This is a genomic window from Geodermatophilus sp. SYSU D00742 (assembly GCF_054049935.1).
The window spans coordinates 1-20,275 of sequence record NZ_JBJGYJ010000040.1 but is presented as its reverse complement, the minus strand read 5'-3'; the positions used below and the strand labels follow the sequence as shown (position 1 = coordinate 20,275).

Below are 20,275 nucleotides of genomic sequence, written 5' to 3'. Positions count from 1 at the left end.
CACGGTCCGCCGACCACGGCGCCATAGCCTGGCGCTGTGTCCGTCTGGTCGCCGCGTCGCCGTGTGCCGTACTCGCGTCTCCCGGAGCGGGCCTGGCGTGCCGTCGCGGGGAACGACCCGCCGACCGCGCCGATCGGTCTGCGGGCCCAGCCCAGCCGGATGGACGACCTCACCGCGCACGCCGCGCTGGGCCTGGCCCTGCGCATCGGGGCGTCCATGCTCGCCGTCGGCGCGCCCTCCGCCGACGTGACCGCGACGGTGCTGCGGGTCGCCGCGGCCTACGGGCTGACCAGCTGCCAGGTCGACATCACGTTCACCTCCCTCACGGTGAGCTTCGACCGGGAGGACGCGGTACCGCTCACCGCGATGCGGATCGTGCGGATGAGCCGTCCGGACTACACCCGCCTGCAGGGGATCACCGACCTGGTCCGTGCGATCGGCGCCGGTGACCTCGACGTCGAGGAGGCACACCGCCGGCTGGACCGTGTGGTCGCCGCGCCCGCCACGTACCGCCGGACCGTGAACGCGCTGGCCTGGGCCGGCGTGGCCGGTTGTTTCGGGCTCGTCCTCGGCGGCGGGTGGCGTGAGGCCCTCCTCGCGGCGCTGACCACCGCCCTGATCGAGCAGGTGTTGCGCGTGCTCAACCGGCGGAGCCTGCCGGTCTTCTTCCAGCAGGTGGTGGGGGCCGCACTCGCCACCGGAGTGGCCGTCCTCCTGCTCGCGTGGAACGTCGAGGTCCGGACCTCCCTGGTCGTCGCCGCCGGCATCGTCGTGCTGCTCGCGGGACTCTCCCTGGTCAGCGCTGCCCAGGACGCGATCAGCGGGTTCCCGGTGACCGCCGGGGCGCGGGCCTTCGAGGTGGTGACGCTGACCGCCGGCATCGTCGTGGGCATCGCCGGCGTGCTCGACCTGGCCCAGCGCGCCCAGCTCCCCCTGACCGTCGTCACCACCGAGCCCGCCCCGGTGCCCGTCGCCGTCGCGCTGGCCGCATCGGCCGGGATCGCCGGCTTCTGGGCGCTGGCCAGCCACGCCCGGCCGCACGCCGTCGGCCTGGCCGCGATCGCCGGGGCGCTGGCCTGGACGACGTTCTGGGTGCTCAGCGCCGTGGGTGCCGGCGCTCCCCTGGCCAGCGGGGTCGCGGCCGTCGTCATCGGGTTCTGCGGAGAGGTGCTGACCCAGCGGCTCCGGGTCCCACCGCAGCTCGTCGCCGTCTGCGGCATCGTCCCGCTGCTGCCCGGGCTGGCGATCTACCACGGGCTGTTCCAGATCGTCGTCGACGCCGACATCGACGGCGGGCTGGCCGCTCTCGTCGGGGCGCTGGCCGTCGGTCTCGCGCTCGCCGCCGGCGTCACGCTGGGTGAGTACCTCGGCCGGCCGGTCAGCGGCGAGCGGGACCGCTTCGACGAGCGGGTCCGCAGGCGGGCCATGACCACCGACTGAGCTGCGCACCGGTTCCGCGGGGCACGGACGTCAGCAGACGACCCCGACGTCCGCGTCGGCCCGACGGGGCGGCGGGGTGCCCGCCACGCCACGACGGGCGGGGCCCAGCTCCGCGTCGCGCCGACCACGCAGCGAGCTGATGACGGCCAGGCCCTGCGCCCGCCCGAGGTCGGGCACGTGGAGCACCCGCTCCCGCAGCCGGCCCGTCTCGAGCAGCCGCGCCCGCTCGACCCCGGGCAGGCACCCGGACTCCACCGGAGGTGTCCACCACTGCCCGTCCAGCCGCACCGCGAGCGTGGCCCGGGTGGCCTCGGTGAGCTCTCCCCGCGTGTTGACCATGACCACGTCATCGACGTCGGGGCGCCGCTCGCGCCGCCGGTCGTACGGCTCCCGCATGCTCGTCTTGTGGTACAGCCAGGACTCCCCCGGGTCGATCGGCTCGTCGTCCACCGCGAGCAGCACCGGGCCGGCTGAGGGCGCGGGTAGCGCCTCGACGTCGACGGCGAGCCCCCCGTCGCGGCGCAGCCGGAGCCGGACGCGTGCCGCCGGCTCCCCCGCCAGCCGGGCGTCCAGCACGTGCCGCGCCGTCGCCACGTCGAACCGGAACCCCAGGTGCTCGGCCGAGGCAGCCAGGCGGCGCAGGTGGCGCTCCCGGTTGCGCAGGCCCCGCGGCGGCCCGTACCGCATCGTCTCCATCAGCTCGAACTCCCGGGGCCGCGCGTCCAGGACGGCGGCCTTGGCGAGGACCTCCGCGTGTTCGGCGGCCGCGTCGGAGCCCCAGGTGATCCCGCCCCCGGTGCCGTACACGGCCTCGCCCGTGGTCGTGTCGACCACGGCTGTCCGGATGGCCACGGTGAAGCGAGCCCGCACCGGCGCGTCCGGTGGGCCCACGACGCCGATGGCTCCGCAGTAGACACCGCGGGGGTCCGGTTCCAGCGACCGGATGATCTCCATGGAGCTCGCCTTGGGGGCTCCCGTGACCGAACCGCAGGGGAACAGCGCCCGGAACAGCTCCACCAGCCCGGTACCGGGGCGCAGGCGAGCCGTCACGTCGGAGGTGAGCTGGAGCACGGTCCCGTAGCGCTCGACCGTGAAGAGCGCGGGCACGTCGACGCTGCCGATCTCCGCGACCCGGCCGACGTCGTTGCGCACGAGGTCGACGATCATGACGTTCTCCGCCCGCTCCTTGGGGCTGGAGCGCAGCCGACGGGCCAGGCGCCGGTCCTCGTCCCGGTGCCGTCCCCGCCGCGCCGTCCCCTTCATGGGACGGAGCAGCACGTCGTCGCCGCGGCGCTCGAAGAACAGCTCGGGGCTGGCACTGGCCACGACGAAGCGGCCGAGGTCGAGGTAGGCGTTGTGGGCTCCGCGTTGCCCCAGGGCCAGGTCCCGGTACACGGCGAACGGGTCCCCGGACACGCGACCGGACATCCGCACGGTCAGGTTGCACTGGAACGTGTCCCCGGCGGCGATCCGCTCCCGGACCTGCCCGACGCCGGAGGCGTGACCGGCCGGGGTCCACGTGGGTCGCCACCGGGCTGCCCCCGCCGGGCGCGCGTCGGCCGGTCCGGCCGCCTCCAGCGGAGGCACGGCAACCGGCTGGTCGCAGAGCCCGAACCACACCAGCGGCATGCCCAGCGGCGTGGACCGGTGCACGGCGAGCCGTGGGTCCAGCCCGGCGGCGGCCTCGTAGGCGACGTACCCGAAGGCCCACTGCCCGGCGTCGGTGGCCCGCTCCACCTCCGTCAGCACGCCGAGGACCTCCTCGGGCCGCTCGGCCACCAGCACCCGGCGCGGCGGTGGGCACCGGATGGCGGTGCCGGCGCGCAGGTCGTCGAACCGCGCCCACGGCGCCCCCGCCGAACTGCCGGAGCTCACCGCGGCGTCGATCCCGGGCCCACGGCGGCGAGCAGGTGGAACGAGCCGCTGACCACGACGGGCAGCCCTGCGTCGGCGCTCGCCGCGGCCCGGGCCACCGCGCACGCAGGGTCCTCCTCCACCACGGACGCGACTCCGCACTCCGTCGCCGCCAGGGCGATCTGCCCGGCGGGTACGGAGGCGCCGGCCGGGTGGTCGCCGTCCCCGGCGGCGAACTGCGTGGCGACCACCGCCGACGCCACGGGCGCGACGACCCGCAGTGCGGCCCGGAGGTCCTTGTCCTGCTTGAACGCCAGAACCCATGGGAACCGGACGCCGGGATGGACCTCCTGCAGGGTTCCGACCAGCGCGGCCAGCTTCATCGGGTTGTGCGCTCCGTCCAGGACCGTGGTCCAGCCGCCGACCACCCGGCGTTCGAAGCGTCCGGGCAGCGTGGCGCCGTGGAGCCCCTGCCAGACCGCGTCCGCGTCGAGGGCCCAGCCGTCGCGCGCGGCGATCGCCTCGACCGCCCGCAGCGCGAGGTGGGCGTTGCCGGCCTGGTGCTGCCCGGTCAGGCCCAGGGACAGCGGCGGTTGGCCCCGCAGGTGCAGTTCGGTGCCGTCCGGCCCGGTCCAGGCCCGTACCGACGGGGGCCCCTGGTCCACCCAGCGCAGCGCGCAGGCCCTCCGGGTTGCCTCGGCGCTCAGCGCGTCCTCCACCTCGGCGCTGCGCTGGCGGGCCGCGACCGCGCGACCGCCGACGGGCAGGATGCCGGCCTTCTGCGTCGCGATCTCCTCGAGGGTGGACCCGAGGAGGTCCTGGTGGTCCAGCCCGATCGGGGTGATCACCGCGAGCTTGTCCGCCCGGGAGATCGTGTTGGTGGAGTCCAGCAGGCCGCCGACCCCGGTCTCGACGACCCCGTAGTCGACCCGGTCGGCGAACAGGCCGAAGGCGATCGCGTTGGTCACCTCGAAGAACGACGGCCGGCCGTGTCCGGCTCGCTCCACCGACTGGACCGCCGGCCGGATCCGGTCCAGTTCCGCCTCGACGAGGTGCGCCCCGGCGGGAGCGCCGTCGACCTGGAACCGCTCGAGGAGGCAGTGGACGTGGGGTGACAGGTGGGCGCCCACCCGGAACCCGTGCGCCCGCAGCAGGCTCGCCACGAACGTGGTCACCGAGCCCTTACCGGCGGTCCCGGCGACGTGCACGGCCCTGAAGCGGTCCTGGGGGTCCCCCAGGACCCGGAGCAGGGCCCGCGCGCGGTCGAGCCCCGCACCCGCCGGACCCCGCTGCGGCCCCAGCTCCCCGTACAGGTAGCGGTGGACCCGGTCGAGCGCGGCCCCGGACGAGGTCGCGCCGGCGGGCGGCACCGGGTCCGCCGTCCCGGTCGACATCAGCAGTGCCGCGACCGGTCAGCGGAAGACGACGGTGCTGTGGCCGTTGAGCAGCACCCGCCGCTCGCTGTGCCAGCGCACCGCCCGGGAGAGCGCCAGCGCCTCGGCGTCCTGACCCACGGTGGCCAGCGCGCGGGGGTCGAAGGTGTGGTCGATGCGGATGACCTCCTGCTCGATGATCGGGCCCTCGTCGAGGTCGGGCGTCACGTAGTGCGCCGTCGCTCCGACCAGCTTCACCCCGCGGTCGAAGGCCTGGTGGTAGGGCTTGGCGCCCTTGAAGCCCGGCAGGAAGGAGTGGTGGATGTTGATCGCCCGGCCGTGCAGGGCCGCGCAGGCCTCGTCGGAGAGCACCTGCATGTAGCGGGCCAGCACGACCAGGTCGGCCCGGTGCTCGTCGACCAGCTCCAGCAGCCGCTCCTCGGCCGCCCGCTTGGTGGCCGGCGTGACGGGCACGTGGTGGAACGGCAGCCCGGCCGCCTCGGCCATCGGGCGCAGGTCCTCGTGGTTGGAGACGACGGCGACGAGCTCGGCGCCGAGGCTGCCGGCCCGCCAGCGGAAGATGAGGTCGTTGAGGCAGTGGCCGAGCTTGGAGACCATGACCAGCACCCGCGGCGGCTGGTCCCCGGTCACCTGGTACGTCATGCCGAACTCGTCGGCCACCGCACGGAACTCCGCCGACAGGTCGTCGGCGTCGGTCTGCTGGGAGCAGACGAACGCCGTGCGCAGGAACAGCTGCCCGCGGACGGCGTCGTCGAACTGCTGGTGCTCGACGATGTCGCAGCCGTGCTCGAACAGGAACGAGCTGACGGCGTGCACGATGCCCGGGCGCTCCTGGCAGCTGAGCGTGAGGGTGAAGGGGTGGGACACGGGTGCCTCCTCAGCACTCGACGATGTTGAGCGCCAGCCCGCCACGGGCGGTCTCCTTGTACTTGTCCTTCATGTCGGCGCCGGTCTCGCGCATGGTCTTGATCGCCTTGTCCAGCGGGACGTGGTGGCGGCCGTCCCCGCGCACGGCCATGCGGGCCGCGGTGATGGCCTTGACCGAACCGACGGCGTTGCGCTCGATGCACGGGATCTGCACCAGCCCCCCGACGGGGTCGCAGGTGAGCCCGAGGTTGTGCTCGATGCCGATCTCGGCGGCGTTCTCGACCTGCTCCGGCGTCCCGCCGATGACCTCCGCCAGGCCGGCGGCGGCCATGGAGCAGGCCGAGCCGACCTCGCCCTGGCAGCCGACCTCCGCGCCGGAGATGGAGGCGTTCTCCTTGAACAGCGTGCCGATCGCCGCGGCGGTGAGCAGGAAGCGCACCACCCCGTCGTCGGAGAACGACTCGACGAAGTCGCGGTAGTAGTGCAGGACCGCGGGCACGATGCCCGCGGCACCGTTGGTCGGCGCGGTCACCACCCGCCCGCCCGCGGCGTTCTCCTCGTTCACGGCGAGGGCGTAGAGGGTGACCCACTCCATGGCGCGCAGCGGGTCGGCGTCGTCCCGGTCAGCCTCGAGCTGGGCCCGCAGCGCGGCCGCGCGCCGGCGCACCTTGAGCCCGCCGGGGAGGACGCCGGTGGTCCGGGTCCCCCGGTCGACGCACTCCTGCATCACCGACCAGACGTGGAGGAGGCCGGCGCGGACCTCGGCCTCGCTGCGCCAGGAGAGCTCGTTGGCCAGCACCACGTCGCTGATGCGCAGGCCCGTTTCCCGGGTGCGCGCCAGCAGCTCCTCGCCGGTGCGGAACGGGTACGGCACCGGCGTGGCGTCCTCGACGATCACCGGGTTGCCGGCCTCGTCCTCGTCGAGGACGAACCCGCCGCCCACCGAGTAGTACTCGCGGCGGCACAGCTCCACCCCGTCGGCGTCGACGGCCACGAAGAGCATCCCGTTGCTGTGGAAGTCCAGCCGCCTGCGGCGGTGGAGGACGACGTCGTCGTCCACCGAGAACGCGATCGGGTGCTCGCCGGCCAGCCGCAGCTCCCCCTCGCGGCGGATGACCTCGACCCGCGGACCGGCCGCGACGGGGTCGACGAGGTCGGGCTGCTCGCCCTCCAGCCCGAGGACGACGGCCTTCACGCTCCCGTGGCCGTGCCCCGTGGCGCCGAGCGACCCGAACAGCTCGCAGCGGACGCCGGCCACCCGCGGGAGGAGCCCCTCCTCCCGCAGGCGCGACGCGAAGGTGGCGGCAGCCCGCATGGGCCCGACGGTGTGCGAGCTGGACGGACCGATGCCGACCTTGAACAGGTCGAAGGCGCTGATGGTCACCCGGTGCCTCCTTCTCGCGCGGTGTGGTGGACCCATCGCGGTGCCCAGGTACACAGTTGGTATATCAGAAGTACAGTGAAGGTATGTCGATCCCTCTGAAGAGGCAAGGCCCCGAGGCCGTCAACCTCTACGATCTGCTCGTGACCCTCGCACCGCTGGAGCTCGACCCGGCCGCCGCCACCTCACTGGCCGACAAGGCCTACGTGGCGATCAGGGACCGGCTGATCATGCTGGCCATCCGCCCCGGGGACCCGATCGACGACGACGAGCTGGCCAAGGACCTCGGCGTGGGCCGCACGCCGGTGCGCGAGGCGCTCAAGCGGCTGGAGGGCGACCGGCTGGTCGTGTCCTACCCGCGCCGGGGCACGTTCGCGACCGGCATGGACATCTCCGACCTGGCGCACATCTCCGACATCCGTGCCCAGCTGGAGCCGCTGGCCGCCCGCCGCGCCGCGGAGCGGGCCGCCCGCGTGGGCTCCGCCGAGCTCGAGGACCTGGCCACCGGGATCGAGCAGCTCGACGTCGCCGCGATCGACCGCAGCGAACTGATGCGCTGGGACCTCGCCGTGCACCGCGCCATCTACCGGGCGGCCGGCAACCCGCACCTCGAGGACGTCCTCATCCGCTACGACAACCTGGCCACCCGCATCTTCTGCCTGTTCCTCGAGCGCCTGCCCACCGTCGACGAGCACGTCGGCGAGCACGTGGAGCTGCTCCGGGCGATCGCCGCCGGCGACGCCGACCGGGCCGACGACCTCGCCCGCGAGCACGTCCTCGGCTTCGAGCGGGCGATCCGCGCGGTCATCTGAGCGCGGACCCCCTGCCCCCACCGTGGGAGGACCCCGTCCACCCCACCCCTCGCCGGCTCGGGGCGAGCCGCGGGACGGGGCCGGCGGCGGGCCCCTGCAGGGGGCCGTTCCGGCACGTCACCGGGCTCGCGGGGCCCTCGGGGTCACCTGCGCCAGAAGAGGTGGTGGGTCACGCCGCTCGGGCTGGGCACGACGTCGAGGTGGAAGCGGTCGAGCAGCTCGTCGGGTGAGGTCCACAGCCGCACCCCGGAGCCGAGCTGCACCGGCGACACGGCCACGTGCAGGGTGTCGACGAGGTCGGCGTCGAGGAACTCCCGGATGGTGGTGGCCCCGCCGCCGAGCCGGACGTCCCTGCCCCGGGCCGCCGCCCGGGCCCTTCCGAGGACGGTGGCCGGGTCACCGCCGACGAAGTGGAACGTGGTGTCGGAGAGCGTGAACGAGGGACGCTCGTGGTGGGTCAGGACGAACACGGGGGTGTGGAACGGGGGCTCCTCGCCCCACCAGCCCTGCCACTGGTGGTCCGGCCACGGACCGCGCTGGGGGCCGAACTTGTTGCGGCCCATGATCTCCGCGCCGATGCCGTGGGCGAAGTCGCGCGTGAAGTAGTCGTCGAGGCCACGGCTCCCGCCGGGCTCGGTGCGGTTGGGCCAGCTCGCCGTGGCGCCGGCCCAGGCGAACAGGGCGCCGGGGTCGGCGTGCCCGAACGGCCTCTCCAGGGTCTGGTCCTGCCCCGCTCCGAACCCGTCACTGGAGACGGTGAAGTTCTGCACTCGCAGCAACTGCTCCACGTGGTCCTCCCTGGTGGTCGACGGCAGTGAGACCGCCGGGACCGGCGGAACTCATCGCCGCCCGGGGGTGGTCTCCACCGCGTCGACGGCCTCCAGGACCGCCAGGACGTCCCGCGTGGCCGCGACGTCGTGCACGCGGAGCACGGACGCCCCGCGCTGCACCGCGACCACGGCCGCGGCCAGGGAGCCGGGCAGCCGCTCCCGCACGTCCCGCCCGGTCAGCTGCCCGAGCACCGACTTGCGGGACAACCCGACCATGACCGGCACCCCCAGGCCGGTGAACGCGTCGAGCGACGCCAGCAGGGCGACGTTGTGCGCCAGCGTCTTGCCGAAGCCGAACCCCGGGTCGACCACCAGGTGCTCGGCGCGGACGCCGGCGTCCAGGCAGGCGAGCAGGCGCTCGCCGAGGAAGGCGCGCACCTCGGCCACGACGTCCCGGTACCGCGGGGCCTCCTGCATGGTCTCCGGGGAGCGCTGCATGTGCATGAGGCACACCGGGACGCCCAGCTGCGCGGCGGTCTCCAGCGCGCCCGGCCGCGACAGCGCGCGCACGTCGTTGACCATGCCCGCGCCCGCGGCCACCGCCGCCCGCATCACCTCGGGGCGGGAGGTGTCCACCGACAGCGGCACGGGGACCCGCCGGACCAGCGCCTCCACGACCGGGAGCACCCGGTCCAGCTCCTCGGCCAGGGACGGCGGCCGCGAGCCGGGTCGGGTGGACTCGCCGCCGACGTCGATGAGGTCGGCGCCCTCCGCCGCCAGGCGGCAGCCGTGCTCGACGGCCCGGTCGAGGCCGTGGAACCGCCCGCCGTCGGAGAACGAGTCGGGGGTGACGTTGAGGACGCCGCAGACCAGGGGTCGCCGCGCCGCCAGCGCCCGGACGAGGGGGGTGGTCGAGGGGCCGGCGCCCGCGGTCGGGCGGTCGGCCACGGTCGGGACGGTCATCGGGATGCTCCGCCCGCCCCACCGCGCGCGGAGGCGACGGTGTGCTGCAACAGCAGCGCGGTGGTGACCGGCCCGACCCCGCCCGGCACCGGGGTCAGCCCGGCCACGCGCCCGGTGACCGAGCCGGCGTCGACGTCGCCGACCAGCCCGCCGTCGGCGGTCGGGTTGGTGCCGACGTCGACGACGACCGCGTGCTCGGCGACGTGCTCGGCCGTGACGAGCTCCGGCCGTCCGACGGCCGCGACGAGCACGTCCGCCGAGCGGGTGACCGCGGCCAGGTCCTTGGTGCGGCTGTGGCAGACGGTCACGGTGGCGTCCCGCTGCAGCAGCAGGTGCGCCACGGGCTTGCCGACGACGGTGGAGCGGCCCACCACGACGGCCTGCGCCCCGGACAGCGGGACCCCGTGGGCGTCCAGCAGCGCGAGCACCGCCTCGGCGGTCGCCGGCGCGAAGGCGGGCAGGCCCGCGGCCAGCCGCCCCAGGCTCAGCGGGTTGGCGCCGTCGACGTCCTTGGCCGTGTCGATGGACGCGGCGAGGTCCTCGACGACCGCGCCGGCCGGCAGCGGCGTCTGCAGGATGATCCCGTGCACCGTGGGGTCCGCGCTGAGCGCGGCCAGCTCGGCGCGGATGCGCTCCGGCGTCGCCGTCTCCCCCAGGTCGACGACCGAGCAGGCGATGCCCGTCCTCTCCGCGGCCCGCGCGATGGAGCGGACGTACCAGGCACTGGACTCGTCCGCCGTCGCCACGACCACCGCCAGCCGCGGCGGGCGGCCCGCCGCGGTCAGCTCGGCGGCCACGGCGGCGGCCTCGGCGCGGATGCCGGCGGCCAGCTCGGTCCCGCTCAGCGTCGCGGTCATCGGACCAGCCCGTCGCGGACGGCGGCGGTGACCTTCTCCGCGCGCAGGACGAGGTCGTCGACGGTGTCCACCACCGCGGCGAGCTCTCCCCCGGTCACCGGGTCGGTGATGCCGCCGAGGTTGACCTCCACGTTGACCCGCGCCGTGGTGGCCGCGGCCCGGGCGGCCTCCGCGGCGGCGGCGACGTCGCTGACCACGTTCGGGTTGCCGATCGGCAGCAACCGCTCGGCCAGGCCGAGGACGTGCTCGGCAACGGCGATGACGACGGCCGGCACCCGGGCGGCGCCGACCAGGGCCTGCGCGATCGCCTCGGACCGGGCGGTGGCCTCCTCCGCCGTCCCCTTGGGGAGCCGGTAGGCCTCGGTGACCGCGGTGAAGGCCGCGGCGTCGTCCTCGGCCAGGCCGACCGCGTCCTGGCGCAGCCGGTCGGCGGTGGCGGTGATGGCGGCGATCTCGTCGGCGGAGTCGGCGTACCGCGCCGAGTCGCTGTAGCGGGCGACCATCGCCACGAGGGCGGCGGCCTGGGCCGCGTGCAGGGCGGCGGTGGCCCCACCGCCCGGGGCGGGTACCCGGGCGGCGAGCTGCGCCAGGAACGTCTCGACGGTGTCCGAACGCATGGACGCGGTCCTCCTTCAGCCTCGGATGCGGGTCATCGCGGGGTCGACGAGCGGCTCGGCGGCGACGGTCGCGGCGACCCGGGTGCCGAAGTACTCGATCTCGACCCGCGTGCCGACGGTCGCCGAGGCCGGCAGCCAGGCGTAGGCGATAGGCCGGCCGACGGTGTGCCCGAAGGCCGCACTGGTCACGTAGCCGGCCGGGCGGCCGTCGACGAGGACCGGCTCGTGCCCGAGGACCACGGTGCGGCCGTCGTCGACCGTCAGGCAGGACAGCCGGCGGCTCACCGTGTCCTCCCCCCGCCCGGCGATGGCCCGGCTGCCCACGAAGTCCTCCTTCTGCTTCCGGACGGCGAAACCGAGACCGGCCTCGTAGGGGTCGTGCTCGGTGGTCATGTCGTGGCCCCAGGCGCGGTAGCCCTTCTCCAGCCGCAGGCTGGAGAAGGCGGCTCGGCCCGCGGCGACGACGCCCAGGTCCTGGCCGGCGGCCCACAGCACGTCCCACAGCCGCTGACCGTTGTCGGCGCTGGTGTAGATCTCCCAGCCCAGCTCGCCGACGTAGGACAGCCGCATCGCCGTCACCGGCACGCCCCCGATCCGGGCCCGCTTGGCGCGGAAGTACCTCAGCCCCTCGTTGGAGAAGTCGTCGGCGGTGAGCCGCTGGACGAGGTCACGGGCGCGCGGGCCCCACAGGCCGATGCAGCAGGTGCCGCCGGTGGTGTCCCGGATCTGCACGGAGCCGTCGTCCGGCGCCTCGCGGAGGAGGAGGTCGAGGTCCAGGGGGCCGTTGGCGCCCACCTGGAACAGCTGCGCCCCCAGCCGGGCGACGGTGAGGTCGCTGCGGATGCCACCGGCGTCGTCGAGGGCCAGCGTGTAGGTCACCGACCCGACGGACTTGTCCATCTCACCGGTCGTCAGCCGCTGCAGGAGGTCGAGGGCGCCGGGGCCGCTGACCTCCAGCCGCTTGAGCGGCGTCATGTCGTACAGCGCCACGGCGGTGCGGGTCTTCCAGGCCTCGGCCGCCGCGATCGGGGACCAGAACCGCCCCGCCCACGCGTCGCGCTCCGGCGGCACCCACTCGGCGGGCAGCTGGTCGACCAGGCCGGCGTTGGCCTCGTACCAGTGCGGCCGCTCCCACCCGCCGGCCTCCAGGAAGACCGCGCCGAGCTCCTCCTGCCGGGCGTGGAAGGGGCTCACCCGCAGGTCCCGCGGCGACAGCCGCGGCTGCAGCGGGTGGATCACGTCGTAGATCTCGACGAAGTTCTGCTGCGAGGTCTCGCTGACGTACTCCGGCGCGAGCTGGACCTCCTCGAACCGGTGCACGTCGCAGCCGTGCAGGTCGACCTCGCTGCGGCCGTCGACCAGCAGCTGCGCGACCGCCCGGCCGACCCCGGCCGAGTGGGTCACCCAGACCGCCTCGGCGATCCAGAAGCCGGCCACGTCGCGGGACTCCCCGATCAGCGGGCCGCCGTCCGGGGTGAACGAGAAGACGCCGTTGAAGCCGGAGTCGATCTTCGACGAGCGCAGGGAGGGCAGCAGCAGCTGGCTCTCCTCCCACTGGGCGGCGAAGTCCTCCTCGGTGAAGGGCAGCATCGAGGGCATCGACTCCTCCCCGACGCCGTCCCCCTGCGGCAGCTCCCGCAGGTCGACCGGCATCGGCCGGTGGGCGTAGGAGCCGATGCCCAGGGAGTCGACGCGCTCCCGGTAGTACAGGTCCTGGTCCTGGTGCCGGAGGATCGGCAGGCTCGCCTCGCCGAGCTCGGTGTTGCGCCCGACGAGGTCGGGCACCTGGCCGGTCCAGACGAACTGGTGGGCCAGCGGGAGCAGCGGCACGTCCATGCCGACCATGGCGCCGAGCTCCTGACCCCAGAAGCCCGCGCAGGAGACCACGACGTCGGCGGGGATGACGCCGTCGGGGGTGCGGACGCCGGTGACCCGCCCGCCGGCCTGCTCGATGCCGGTCACCCGGGTCGAGCCCTGGAAGCGGGCGCCCCGGGCCTCGGCGCGGCGGGCCAGGGCGACGACCGCCCGGGACGCCTTGGCCAGGCCGTCGGAGGGGATGTGCAGGCCGCCGAGGATCCGGTCGCGGTCGACCAGCGGGTGCAGCCGCACGCACTCGTCGACGTCGACCACCTGCGCCTCGACGCCCCAGGAGGTGGCCCAGCCCTGCTTGCGGTGCAGGTCGGTGAGCCGCTCCGGCGTGGTGGCGACCTCGAGGCCGCCGACCTGGTTGAAGCACCAGGCGCCGTCGACGTCGATGGCCTTGAACTTCTCCACGGTGTAGCTGGCGAACGCCGTCATCGTCTTGGAGGCGTTGGTCTGGAAGACCAGCCCGGGCGCGTGCGACGTGGAGCCCCCGGTCAGCGGGAGGGGCCCCTGGTCGACCACGGTGACGCGGTCCCAGCCACGGGCGGTCAGCTCGTCGGCCAGGTTGGCACCGACGATCCCCGCTCCGATGATGACCACACGAGGGGTGGTGGACATGTCTTTCGCTCCTGACTGACGGGTCGGTCAGCGGTCGTGGGTGGTGGTGGTGAACTCGAGGGCCGCGTCGAGCAGCCAGTCGGCCAGGTAGCCGGCGAAGGAGGACCGGACGAGGACGAGGACGTCGTCGCCGGCGTCGGAGAGGGCCAGCAGCACGACGCCGGCCTGACCGAGCACCGTCTGGGCGCTGCTGCCCCGGCCGAACACCCGCGGGTGCAGGTCGATGGAGCAGCCCTTGGCCAGCACGTCGCGCACCCGCGGCCCGGTCAGCCGGAGACCGATCCGCTGGGCGGAGACGTCGGTCGCGGAACCGCCCAGCGGGAGGACGGCGGCGCGGACCCGCGCCTCCAGCTCCCACGGCGCCTCGGTGGTGCTGGTGACCAGCCACTCGTCCGGGCCGAGCCACACGGCCCGCCCCGTGCCGGCCGGCACCCAGGTGTTGGGCGTCGTGGGCAGCTGGACGCCCAGCGCCCCCGACGCCTCGGCGCCGGCCTCGCCGAGCCGGACGTCGACCATCGCGACGAACGGCTCGGCGGTGACGCCGATGGCGTCGGGCAGGCGCTCGAAGGCGGCGCGCCATGCCTCCAGCGGGTGGGTGCGCAGCAGCTCAGCCATCGCGACGGGCTCCTTCGGGATCGACCAGCACCGACCCGGTGACCTGGACCGGGACGAGGGTGCCGTTGACGGGGACGTGCACGGTGTCGCCGATGCGCTCCCGGCCGCCCTTGACCAGGGCGAGGGCGAAGGGGCGGGCGAGCTCGGCGCTGCGGTAGCTGGAGGTGACGTGGCCCAGCATCGGGACCGGCGGGGGCGGCAGCTGCCCGTCGGCGCGGAACTCCACGATCTGCGAGCCCTCCGGCAGCACCGTCCGGCGGTCCGTGGGCAGCAGCCCGACCAGGTGCTTGCGCATCGGGTCGGCGTTGGCCGGGCGGGCGAAGGAGCGCTTGCCGATGAAGTCGGGCTTCTTCTTCGACACCGCCCACGCCATGCCCAGGTCCTGCGGGGTGACGGTGCCGTCGGTGTCCTGCCCGATGATCGGGTAGCCCTTCTCGGCGCGGAGCACGTGCATGGTCTCCGTGCCGTAGGGCGTGATGCCGTACGGCCGGCCGGCCTCGAGCAGCCGCTCCCAGACCGCGACCGCGTACCACGGGTTGACGTACACCTCGAAGGCCAGCTCGCCGGAGAAGCTGATCCGGGCCAGCCGGACCGGCACGCCGTCCAGGGTGGTGTCCCGCCAGGTCATGAACGGGAACGCCTCGTTGGAGACGTCCACCTGCGGGAAGACCGCGCCGATCACATCCCGGGACCGGGGGCCCACGACGGGGAAGGTGCACCACTGCTCGGTGACCGAGGTGCAGTGCACGCGCAGGTCCGGCCACTCGGTCTGGACCCACTCCTCCATCCAGTCGAGGACCTTCGCCGCGCCGCCGGTGGTGGTGAGGACGAGGAAGCGGTCCTCGGCCAGCCGTAGCACGGTGCCGTCGTCGATGACCATGCCGTCGACGCCGCACATGACGCCGTACCGCACGGAGCCGACCTTCAGGCTGCTGATCAGGTTCGTGTAGAGCCGGTCCAGCAGCACGGCGGCGTCCGGGCCCTGGACGTCGATCTTGCCGAGGGTGGAGCCGTCGAGGATGCCGACCCCGGTGCGGGCCGCGGCGCACTCGCGCAGGACCGCCGCCTCCATGTCCTCGCCCGGCTGCGGGTAGTGGCGGGGACGCTTCCACTGACCGACGTCCTCGAAGACGGCCCCGGCCGCTCCGTGCCACTCGTGCAGGGCGGTGACCCGCTCGGGGTCGAAGAGCCGGCCGCGGTCCCGGCCGGCCAGCGCGGCGAAGGCGACCGGGGTGTAGGGCGGCCGGAACGTGGTCGTCCCGGTGTCCTGCACCGGGACGCCGAGCAGCTCGGCGACGATGCCCGAGGTCAGGACGCCGGAGGTCTTGCCCTGGTCGTGCGCGGTGCCGATCGTCGTGTAGCGCTTGACGTGCTCGATGGAGCGCAGCCCGGCGCCGACCGCGCGGGCGATGTCGGCGACCGTGGCGTCGCGCTGCAGGTCGACGAACGAGGTGCTGCCCCCGGCGGTGTCCGGCACCCGCCACAGCACCAGCGGCGGGGTGGGCTCGACGGACCCGGCGGCGGTGGGCAGCCGGTCCTCCGCCGCCGGCGGGATGTCCAGCGCGCCCAGCGCCGCGCGGGCTCCGCGCTGCCCGTCGGCCAGGCACCCGGCCAGGTCGAGCACCCCGGCGGCGGAGCCCGCGACCGCCAGGCCGTCGAGGTCCTCCCCGGGGACGAACGCGCCGAGCGCCTCGTCGTAGCGGAGCCGGCCGCGGGCCTGGCTGAACAGGTGCACCGCGGGGTTCCAACCGCCGCTGACCAGGAGCACGTCGCAGGCCACCGGGCTGCTCGCGCCGACCTGGCCGTCGGCGTACGGGGCGACGAGCGCGTGCGTGACCCGCTCGACGCCCTGCGTGCCCGTCACGACGGCTCCGTCCAGCACCCGGATGCCGGCGCGCTCGCACTCCTCGCGGCGGGCGGAGCCGCCCGGCCGGGCGTCGACGACGGCCTGCACCCGCACACCCGCGCGGGCCAGGTCGAGCGCGGCGTCGTAGGCGCTGTCGTTGGTGGTGAAGACGACGGCCTCGCGGCCGGACAGCACGCCGTAGCGGTGCAGGAAGGTCCGGGCGGCCCCGGCGAGCATGATCCCCGGCCGGTCGTTGTCGGCGAACACGACCGGCCGCTCGTGGGCCCCGGTCGCCACGACTGTCGACCGCGCCCGGATCCGCCAGATCCGCTGCCGCGAGACGTGCTTGGGGGCGGTCGCGCCCAGGTGGTCGGTCCGCCGCTCGAGTGCCAGGACGAAGCCGTCGTCGTAGCTGCCGAACGCGGTGGTGCGCTGCAGGTGCAGCACCTCCGGGAAGCGGGCCAGCTCCGCGACCGCGCCCGCCACCCAGTCCGGCGCCGGGACGCCGTCGAGCCGGTCGGTGCCCGACAGCAGGGAGCCGCCGGCCTCGGACTGCTCGTCGACCAGCACGACGCGGGCGCCGGCGCGGGCGGCGCTGAGCGCGGCGGCCAGCCCCGCCGGCCCGGCGCCCACGACCAGCACGTCGGCGTGGTGGTGGACCGCGTCGTAGCGGGCGGAGTCGGGGACGTCGGCCAGCCGGCCCTGCCCCGGCAGGCCGTGGGCGACCAGGCCGTCGGAGAGCTCGACGGTGGTGGCCAGCAGCATCGGCTCGGGGAACGGCTCCTCGATCTGCACCAGGCCGCCCGGGTCCTCGGCCCACGCGGCGGCGATGCCGCGGGGCCGGCCGAGCTTGATGCTGGTGGCGACCTGGTGGCGGCCGGAAGCGAGCAGCGCCGAGGCCAGCGTGTCGCCGGGATGCCCGGTCAACCGCTGCCCGTCGAAGGTGAACTCGATGGTGGTGGCGCGGTCGATGCGGCCGCCCTCGGGGGTGCGGGAGCTGCTCATGGGGTCACCGGCTTCGGCTCGTCGAGGCGGTACACGCTCTCGAAGCGGTAGGTGGTGGTGTCGCGGACGGCGTTGAACCAGCGGCGGCAGCCGGCGCTGTGGTTCCAGCGCTCGGCGAAGCGGCCCTTGGTGTTGTCGCGGAAGAAGACGTAGTGCGCCCACTGCTCGTCGGAGAGCGCGCCGGGGTCGGCCGGGTACGGGACGTGGGCCTGGCCGCCGTAGGAGAACTCGGCCTCCTCGCGGGGGCCGCACCACGGGCACGGGATGAGTTGCACGGGGACTCCCTGGGTCAGTGGGCGACGGCGGCAGCGCCGTGCTCGTCGACGAGTGCGCCGGTGACGAAGCGGTCGAGGCTGAACGGCGCCACGGTCGGGTGGGGTTCGCCGGAGGCGATGGTGGCGGCCAGGGCCCAGCCGATGCCGGGGGTGGCCTTGAACCCGCCGGTGCCCCAGCCGCAGTTGAGGTAGAGGTTCTCGTAGGGGGTGCGGCCCACGATCGGCGAGGCGTCGGGGCTGGTGTCGACGATGCCGCCCCAGGTGCGCAGCAGGTGCGCCCGCGCGAACACGGGGAACAGCTCGACGGCGGCGGCCATCTGCCGCTCGATGATGTGGAACGCCCCGCGCTGGCCGTAGCCGTTGTAGGAGTCGACCCCGGCGCCCATGACCAGCTCGCCCTTGTGCGCCTGCGAGACGTACACGTGCACGGCGTTGGACATGACCACCGTGGGGTGCACCGGCTCGAGCAGCTCGGAGACCAGCGCCTGCAGGGGGTGGCTCTGCACCGGCACGCGGATGCCGAGCATGTCGGTGAGCACCGAGGTGTGGCCGGCCGCGCAGAGGGCGACGGTGCCGGCGGCGATGGTGCCGCGGGTGGTGTGCACCCCCGTGACCCGGTCGCCGTCGGTGGCGAACCCGGTGACCTCGCAGTCCTGGACGAGGTCGATGCCGGCCTGGTCGGCCCGGCGGGCGAAGCCCCAGGCCACGTAGTCGTGCTTGGCGATGCCGGCCCGCGGCTGGTAGGTCGCCCCCAGCACCGGGTAGCGGATGTCGCCCGACGTGTTGACGATCGGGCAGACCTTGCGGACCTCGTCCGGCTCCAGCCACTCCGCGTCGACCCCGTTGAGCTTGTTGGCCTCGACCCGGCGCACGCTGTCCCGGACGTCCTGCAGCGTGTGGGCGAGGTTGAGCACGCCGCGCTGGCTGAACAGGATCGGGTAGTCGAGGTCCTCCTCGAGCCCCTCCCACAGCTTGAGCGCGTGCTCGTAGATCGCCGAGCTCTCGTCCCACAGGTAGTTGGACCGGATGATCGTGGTGTTGCGGGCCATGTTGCCGCCGGCCAGCCAGCCCTTCTCCAGCACCGCGACGTTCGTGATGCCGTGGTTCTGGGCGAGGTAGTGCGCGGTGGCCAGCCCGTGGCCGCCCCCGCCGACGATCACCACGTCGTAGGAGCGCTTGGGCTCGGCGTCGCGCCAGAGGGAGTCCGGGTGGTCCGGCAGGTCGGCGCCGGGGGTGCGGGGGCTCATCGGGCGACCTCCGTCAGGTCGGGGTAGAGCGGGTGGCGGTCGGCGAGCCGGGTGACCCGCGCGCGGAGACCGGGGAGCTCGTCGTCCCCGGTCGAGGGCCGGAGCGCGGCCGCGATGACGTCGGAGACCTCGGCGAAGTCGTCGAGGTCGAAGCCGCGGGCGGCCAGGGCCGGGGTGCCGATGCGGACGCCGGAGCTGACCATCGGCGGGCGGGGGTCGAACGGGACGGCGTTGCGGTTGACCGTGATGCCGATGGCGTGCAGCCGGTCCTCGGCCTGCCGGCCGTCGAGGGCGGACTCCCGCAGGTCGACGAGCACGAGGTGGACGTCGGTGCCGCCGCTGACCACGTCGATGCCGGCCGCGCGCGAGTCGGGGGCCAGCAACCGGTCGGCCAGGATCCGGGCGCCGGCGAGGGTGCGCTCCTGGCGCTCGCGGAAGGCCGGCTCGCCGGCCAGCTTGAAGGCCACCGCCTTGGCGGCGATGACGTGCTCGAGCGGGCCACCCTGCTGACCGGGGAAGACGGAGGAGTTGAACTTCTTCGCCAGGTCCGCGGTGGCCAGGATGACCCCGCCGCGCGGGCCGCCCAGGGTCTTGTGGGTGGTCGAGGTGACCACGTGCGCGTGCGGCACCGGCGAGGGGTGCAGCCCGGCGGCGACCAGGCCGGCGAAGTGGGCCATGTCCACCATCAGGTAGGCCCCGACCTCGTCGGCGATCCGGCGGAACTCGGCGAAGTCCAGCTGCCGGGGGTAGGCCGACCAGCCCGCGACGATGAGCTTGGGCCGTCGTTCCCGTGCCAGCTCCTCGACCTCGGCCATGTCGACCCGGTGGTCCTCGCGGCCCACGTGGTAGGCGGCGACGTCGTAGAGCTTGCCCGAGAAGTTGAGCCTCATCCCGTGGGTCAGGTGGCCGCCGTGGGCCAGGTCCAGGCCCAGGATGGTGTCGCCGGGCGTCAGCAGGGCGGCCATGGCCGCGGCGTTGGCCTGCGCGCCCGAGTGCGGCTGGACGTTGGCGTACTCGGCACCGAACAGCGCCGTCAGCCGGTCGATGGCCAGCTGCTCGATGACGTCGACGTGCTCGCAGCCGCCGTAGTAGCGCCGGCCGGGGTACCCCTCGGCGTACTTGTTGGTCAGCACCGAGCCCTGGGCCTGCATGACGGCCACGGGCGCGAAGTTCTCGCTGGCGATCATCTCCAGGGTGGTCTGCTGCCGGGTCAGCTCGGCGGAGATCGCCGCGAAGACCTCCGGGTCGGTGTCTCCCAGCGACCGGTCGAGGACGCGGTCCGGAACGGCTTCAACCTGGACGACCATGCCCGGGTCCCTTCTGTCATGAAATGGTGCCGAGGACTGGTATATCAGTCGTGCAACACCGTAGGGTGGGTGTCGGCGAGGGTCAAGAGGTCGGGCCGGAGCGATGTGCCCCAGATCTCGCCAGGAGGGCCCCACCGTCCCCCGGACCCACTGCGCCCCCGTTCCCCGAGAGGAGATCCAGCGCCATGGCATACGAGGTGAAGGGCGTCGTCGCCCGCAGCAAGGGTGCTCCGGTCACCGTCGAGACGATCATCGTCCCCGACCCGGGTCCGGGTGAGGCGGTCGTCGACGTCCAGGCGTGCGGGGTGTGCGCCACCGACCTGCACTACCGCGAGGGCAACATCAACGACGAGTTCCCGTTCCTGCTGGGCCACGAGGCCGCCGGCGTGGTCTCCGCCGTCGGCGCCGGCGTCACCGACGTCGCCGTCGGGGACTACGTGGTCCTCAACTGGCGGGCGGTGTGCGGGGAGTGCCGCGCCTGCCGCAAGGGTCAGCTGCAGTACTGCTTCAACACCTCCAACGCCACCCAGAAGATGACCCTGGC

The 20,275-nt window shown here is 74.3% G+C and carries 17 protein-coding genes; 3 read left to right on the top strand and 14 right to left on the bottom strand.

Annotated features, from left to right (window positions below):
• Positions 1-36 precede the first annotated feature (36 nt).
• The gene (locus ACI78V_RS20440) at positions 37-1,440 is read left to right on the top strand and encodes a threonine/serine ThrE exporter family protein (RefSeq protein WP_456854081.1); all 1,404 of its coding nucleotides are present in this window, start codon (positions 37-39) and stop codon (positions 1,438-1,440) included.
• Between the two features lie 30 nt (positions 1,441-1,470).
• Here ACI78V_RS20440 and pabB read toward each other — a convergent pair whose 3' ends face one another.
• Genes pabB through ACI78V_RS20420 form a run of 4 tightly spaced genes read right to left on the bottom strand, consistent with a single transcriptional unit; the run spans position 1,471 to position 6,939 of the window.
• Positions 1,471-3,315, bottom strand: coding sequence for an aminodeoxychorismate synthase component I (gene pabB, locus ACI78V_RS20435; RefSeq protein WP_456854080.1), 1,845 nt, complete (start codon positions 3,313-3,315; stop codon positions 1,471-1,473).
• The gene (locus ACI78V_RS20430; protein WP_456854078.1) at positions 3,312-4,688 is read right to left on the bottom strand and encodes a bifunctional folylpolyglutamate synthase/dihydrofolate synthase; all 1,377 of its coding nucleotides are present in this window, start codon (positions 4,686-4,688) and stop codon (positions 3,312-3,314) included. The genes pabB and ACI78V_RS20430 overlap by 4 nt, the downstream gene beginning before the upstream one ends.
• An 18-nt stretch (positions 4,689-4,706) precedes the next feature.
• Positions 4,707-5,555 (bottom strand): formyltetrahydrofolate deformylase, encoded by an 849-nt coding sequence (gene purU / locus ACI78V_RS20425; protein ID WP_456854076.1) that lies wholly within the window; start codon positions 5,553-5,555, stop codon positions 4,707-4,709.
• A gap of 10 nt (positions 5,556-5,565) precedes the next feature.
• Positions 5,566-6,939 carry an L-serine ammonia-lyase gene (locus tag ACI78V_RS20420; RefSeq protein WP_456854074.1) on the bottom strand — a complete coding sequence of 458 codons (1,374 nt, stop codon included), beginning with the start codon at positions 6,937-6,939 and terminating at the stop codon, positions 5,566-5,568.
• Between the two features lie 83 nt (positions 6,940-7,022).
• On the opposite strand from ACI78V_RS20420, the gene ACI78V_RS20415 reads away from it, so the two are divergent.
• A complete protein-coding gene (locus ACI78V_RS20415; RefSeq protein WP_456854072.1) occupies positions 7,023-7,748 on the top strand; it encodes a GntR family transcriptional regulator in 726 nt (241 codons plus the stop codon).
• 143 nt (positions 7,749-7,891) lie between these two features.
• Here the strand turns inward: ACI78V_RS20415 and ACI78V_RS20410 are convergent, their stop codons facing one another.
• The 10 genes from ACI78V_RS20410 to glyA are packed head-to-tail and all read right to left on the bottom strand — an operon-like array spanning position 7,892 to position 19,731.
• Positions 7,892-8,536 (bottom strand): dihydrofolate reductase family protein, encoded by a 645-nt coding sequence (locus ACI78V_RS20410; RefSeq protein ID WP_456854071.1) that lies wholly within the window; start codon positions 8,534-8,536, stop codon positions 7,892-7,894.
• Positions 8,537-8,587: 51 nt separating this feature from the next.
• A complete protein-coding gene (gene folP, locus ACI78V_RS20405) occupies positions 8,588-9,481 on the bottom strand; it encodes a dihydropteroate synthase (protein WP_456854069.1) in 894 nt (297 codons plus the stop codon).
• Positions 9,478-10,338, bottom strand: coding sequence for a bifunctional 5,10-methylenetetrahydrofolate dehydrogenase/5,10-methenyltetrahydrofolate cyclohydrolase (locus tag ACI78V_RS20400; RefSeq protein ID WP_456854067.1), 861 nt, complete (start codon positions 10,336-10,338; stop codon positions 9,478-9,480). Before ACI78V_RS20400 ends, folP begins: the two co-directional genes overlap by 4 nt.
• Positions 10,335-10,955: a cyclodeaminase/cyclohydrolase family protein gene (locus ACI78V_RS20395; protein ID WP_456854065.1), complete on the bottom strand. Its 621-nt coding sequence runs from the start codon at positions 10,953-10,955 to the stop codon at positions 10,335-10,337. The genes ACI78V_RS20400 and ACI78V_RS20395 overlap by 4 nt, the downstream gene beginning before the upstream one ends.
• Positions 10,956-10,970: 15 nt before the next feature.
• Complete coding sequence (locus ACI78V_RS20390; protein WP_456854063.1) at positions 10,971-13,436, bottom strand: GcvT family protein; 2,466 nt, start codon at positions 13,434-13,436, stop codon at positions 10,971-10,973.
• Between the two features lie 27 nt (positions 13,437-13,463).
• Positions 13,464-14,051, bottom strand: coding sequence for a sarcosine oxidase subunit gamma (locus tag ACI78V_RS20385; protein WP_456854062.1), 588 nt, complete (start codon positions 14,049-14,051; stop codon positions 13,464-13,466).
• Positions 14,044-16,902, bottom strand: coding sequence for a 2Fe-2S iron-sulfur cluster-binding protein (locus ACI78V_RS20380; RefSeq protein ID WP_456854061.1), 2,859 nt, complete (start codon positions 16,900-16,902; stop codon positions 14,044-14,046). Before ACI78V_RS20380 ends, ACI78V_RS20385 begins: the two co-directional genes overlap by 8 nt.
• The gene (locus ACI78V_RS20375) at positions 16,899-17,177 is read right to left on the bottom strand and encodes a sarcosine oxidase subunit delta (protein ID WP_456854060.1); all 279 of its coding nucleotides are present in this window, start codon (positions 17,175-17,177) and stop codon (positions 16,899-16,901) included. Before ACI78V_RS20375 ends, ACI78V_RS20380 begins: the two co-directional genes overlap by 4 nt.
• A gap of 14 nt (positions 17,178-17,191) precedes the next feature.
• Positions 17,192-18,424 carry a sarcosine oxidase subunit beta family protein gene (locus ACI78V_RS20370; protein WP_456854058.1) on the bottom strand — a complete coding sequence of 411 codons (1,233 nt, stop codon included), beginning with the start codon at positions 18,422-18,424 and terminating at the stop codon, positions 17,192-17,194.
• A complete protein-coding gene (glyA, locus tag ACI78V_RS20365; protein ID WP_456854056.1) occupies positions 18,421-19,731 on the bottom strand; it encodes a serine hydroxymethyltransferase in 1,311 nt (436 codons plus the stop codon). Before glyA ends, ACI78V_RS20370 begins: the two co-directional genes overlap by 4 nt.
• Before the next feature lie 185 nt (positions 19,732-19,916).
• On the opposite strand from glyA, the gene ACI78V_RS20360 reads away from it, so the two are divergent.
• Positions 19,917-20,275, top strand: a 359-nt coding sequence (locus tag ACI78V_RS20360; RefSeq protein ID WP_456854054.1) for an alcohol dehydrogenase catalytic domain-containing protein, incomplete at its 3' end; no start/stop codon positions are given.

Coding starts and splice junctions, on each gene's coding strand:
- ACI78V_RS20430 (WP_456854078.1), bottom strand. CDS start 4,688: ATGTCGACCGGGACGGCGGACCCGGTGCCGCCCGCCGGCGCGACCTCG.
- ACI78V_RS20415 (WP_456854072.1), top strand. CDS start 7,023: ATGTCGATCCCTCTGAAGAGGCAAGGCCCCGAGGCCGTCAACCTCTAC.
- folP (WP_456854069.1), bottom strand. CDS start 9,481: ATGACCGTCCCGACCGTGGCCGACCGCCCGACCGCGGGCGCCGGCCCC.
- ACI78V_RS20400 (WP_456854067.1), bottom strand. CDS start 10,338: ATGACCGCGACGCTGAGCGGGACCGAGCTGGCCGCCGGCATCCGCGCC.
- ACI78V_RS20395 (WP_456854065.1), bottom strand. CDS start 10,955: ATGCGTTCGGACACCGTCGAGACGTTCCTGGCGCAGCTCGCCGCCCGG.
- ACI78V_RS20390 (WP_456854063.1), bottom strand. CDS start 13,436: ATGTCCACCACCCCTCGTGTGGTCATCATCGGAGCGGGGATCGTCGGT.
- ACI78V_RS20385 (WP_456854062.1), bottom strand. CDS start 14,051: ATGGCTGAGCTGCTGCGCACCCACCCGCTGGAGGCATGGCGCGCCGCC.
- ACI78V_RS20380 (WP_456854061.1), bottom strand. CDS start 16,902: ATGAGCAGCTCCCGCACCCCCGAGGGCGGCCGCATCGACCGCGCCACC.
- ACI78V_RS20370 (WP_456854058.1), bottom strand. CDS start 18,424: ATGAGCCCCCGCACCCCCGGCGCCGACCTGCCGGACCACCCGGACTCC.
- glyA (WP_456854056.1), bottom strand. CDS start 19,731: ATGGTCGTCCAGGTTGAAGCCGTTCCGGACCGCGTCCTCGACCGGTCG.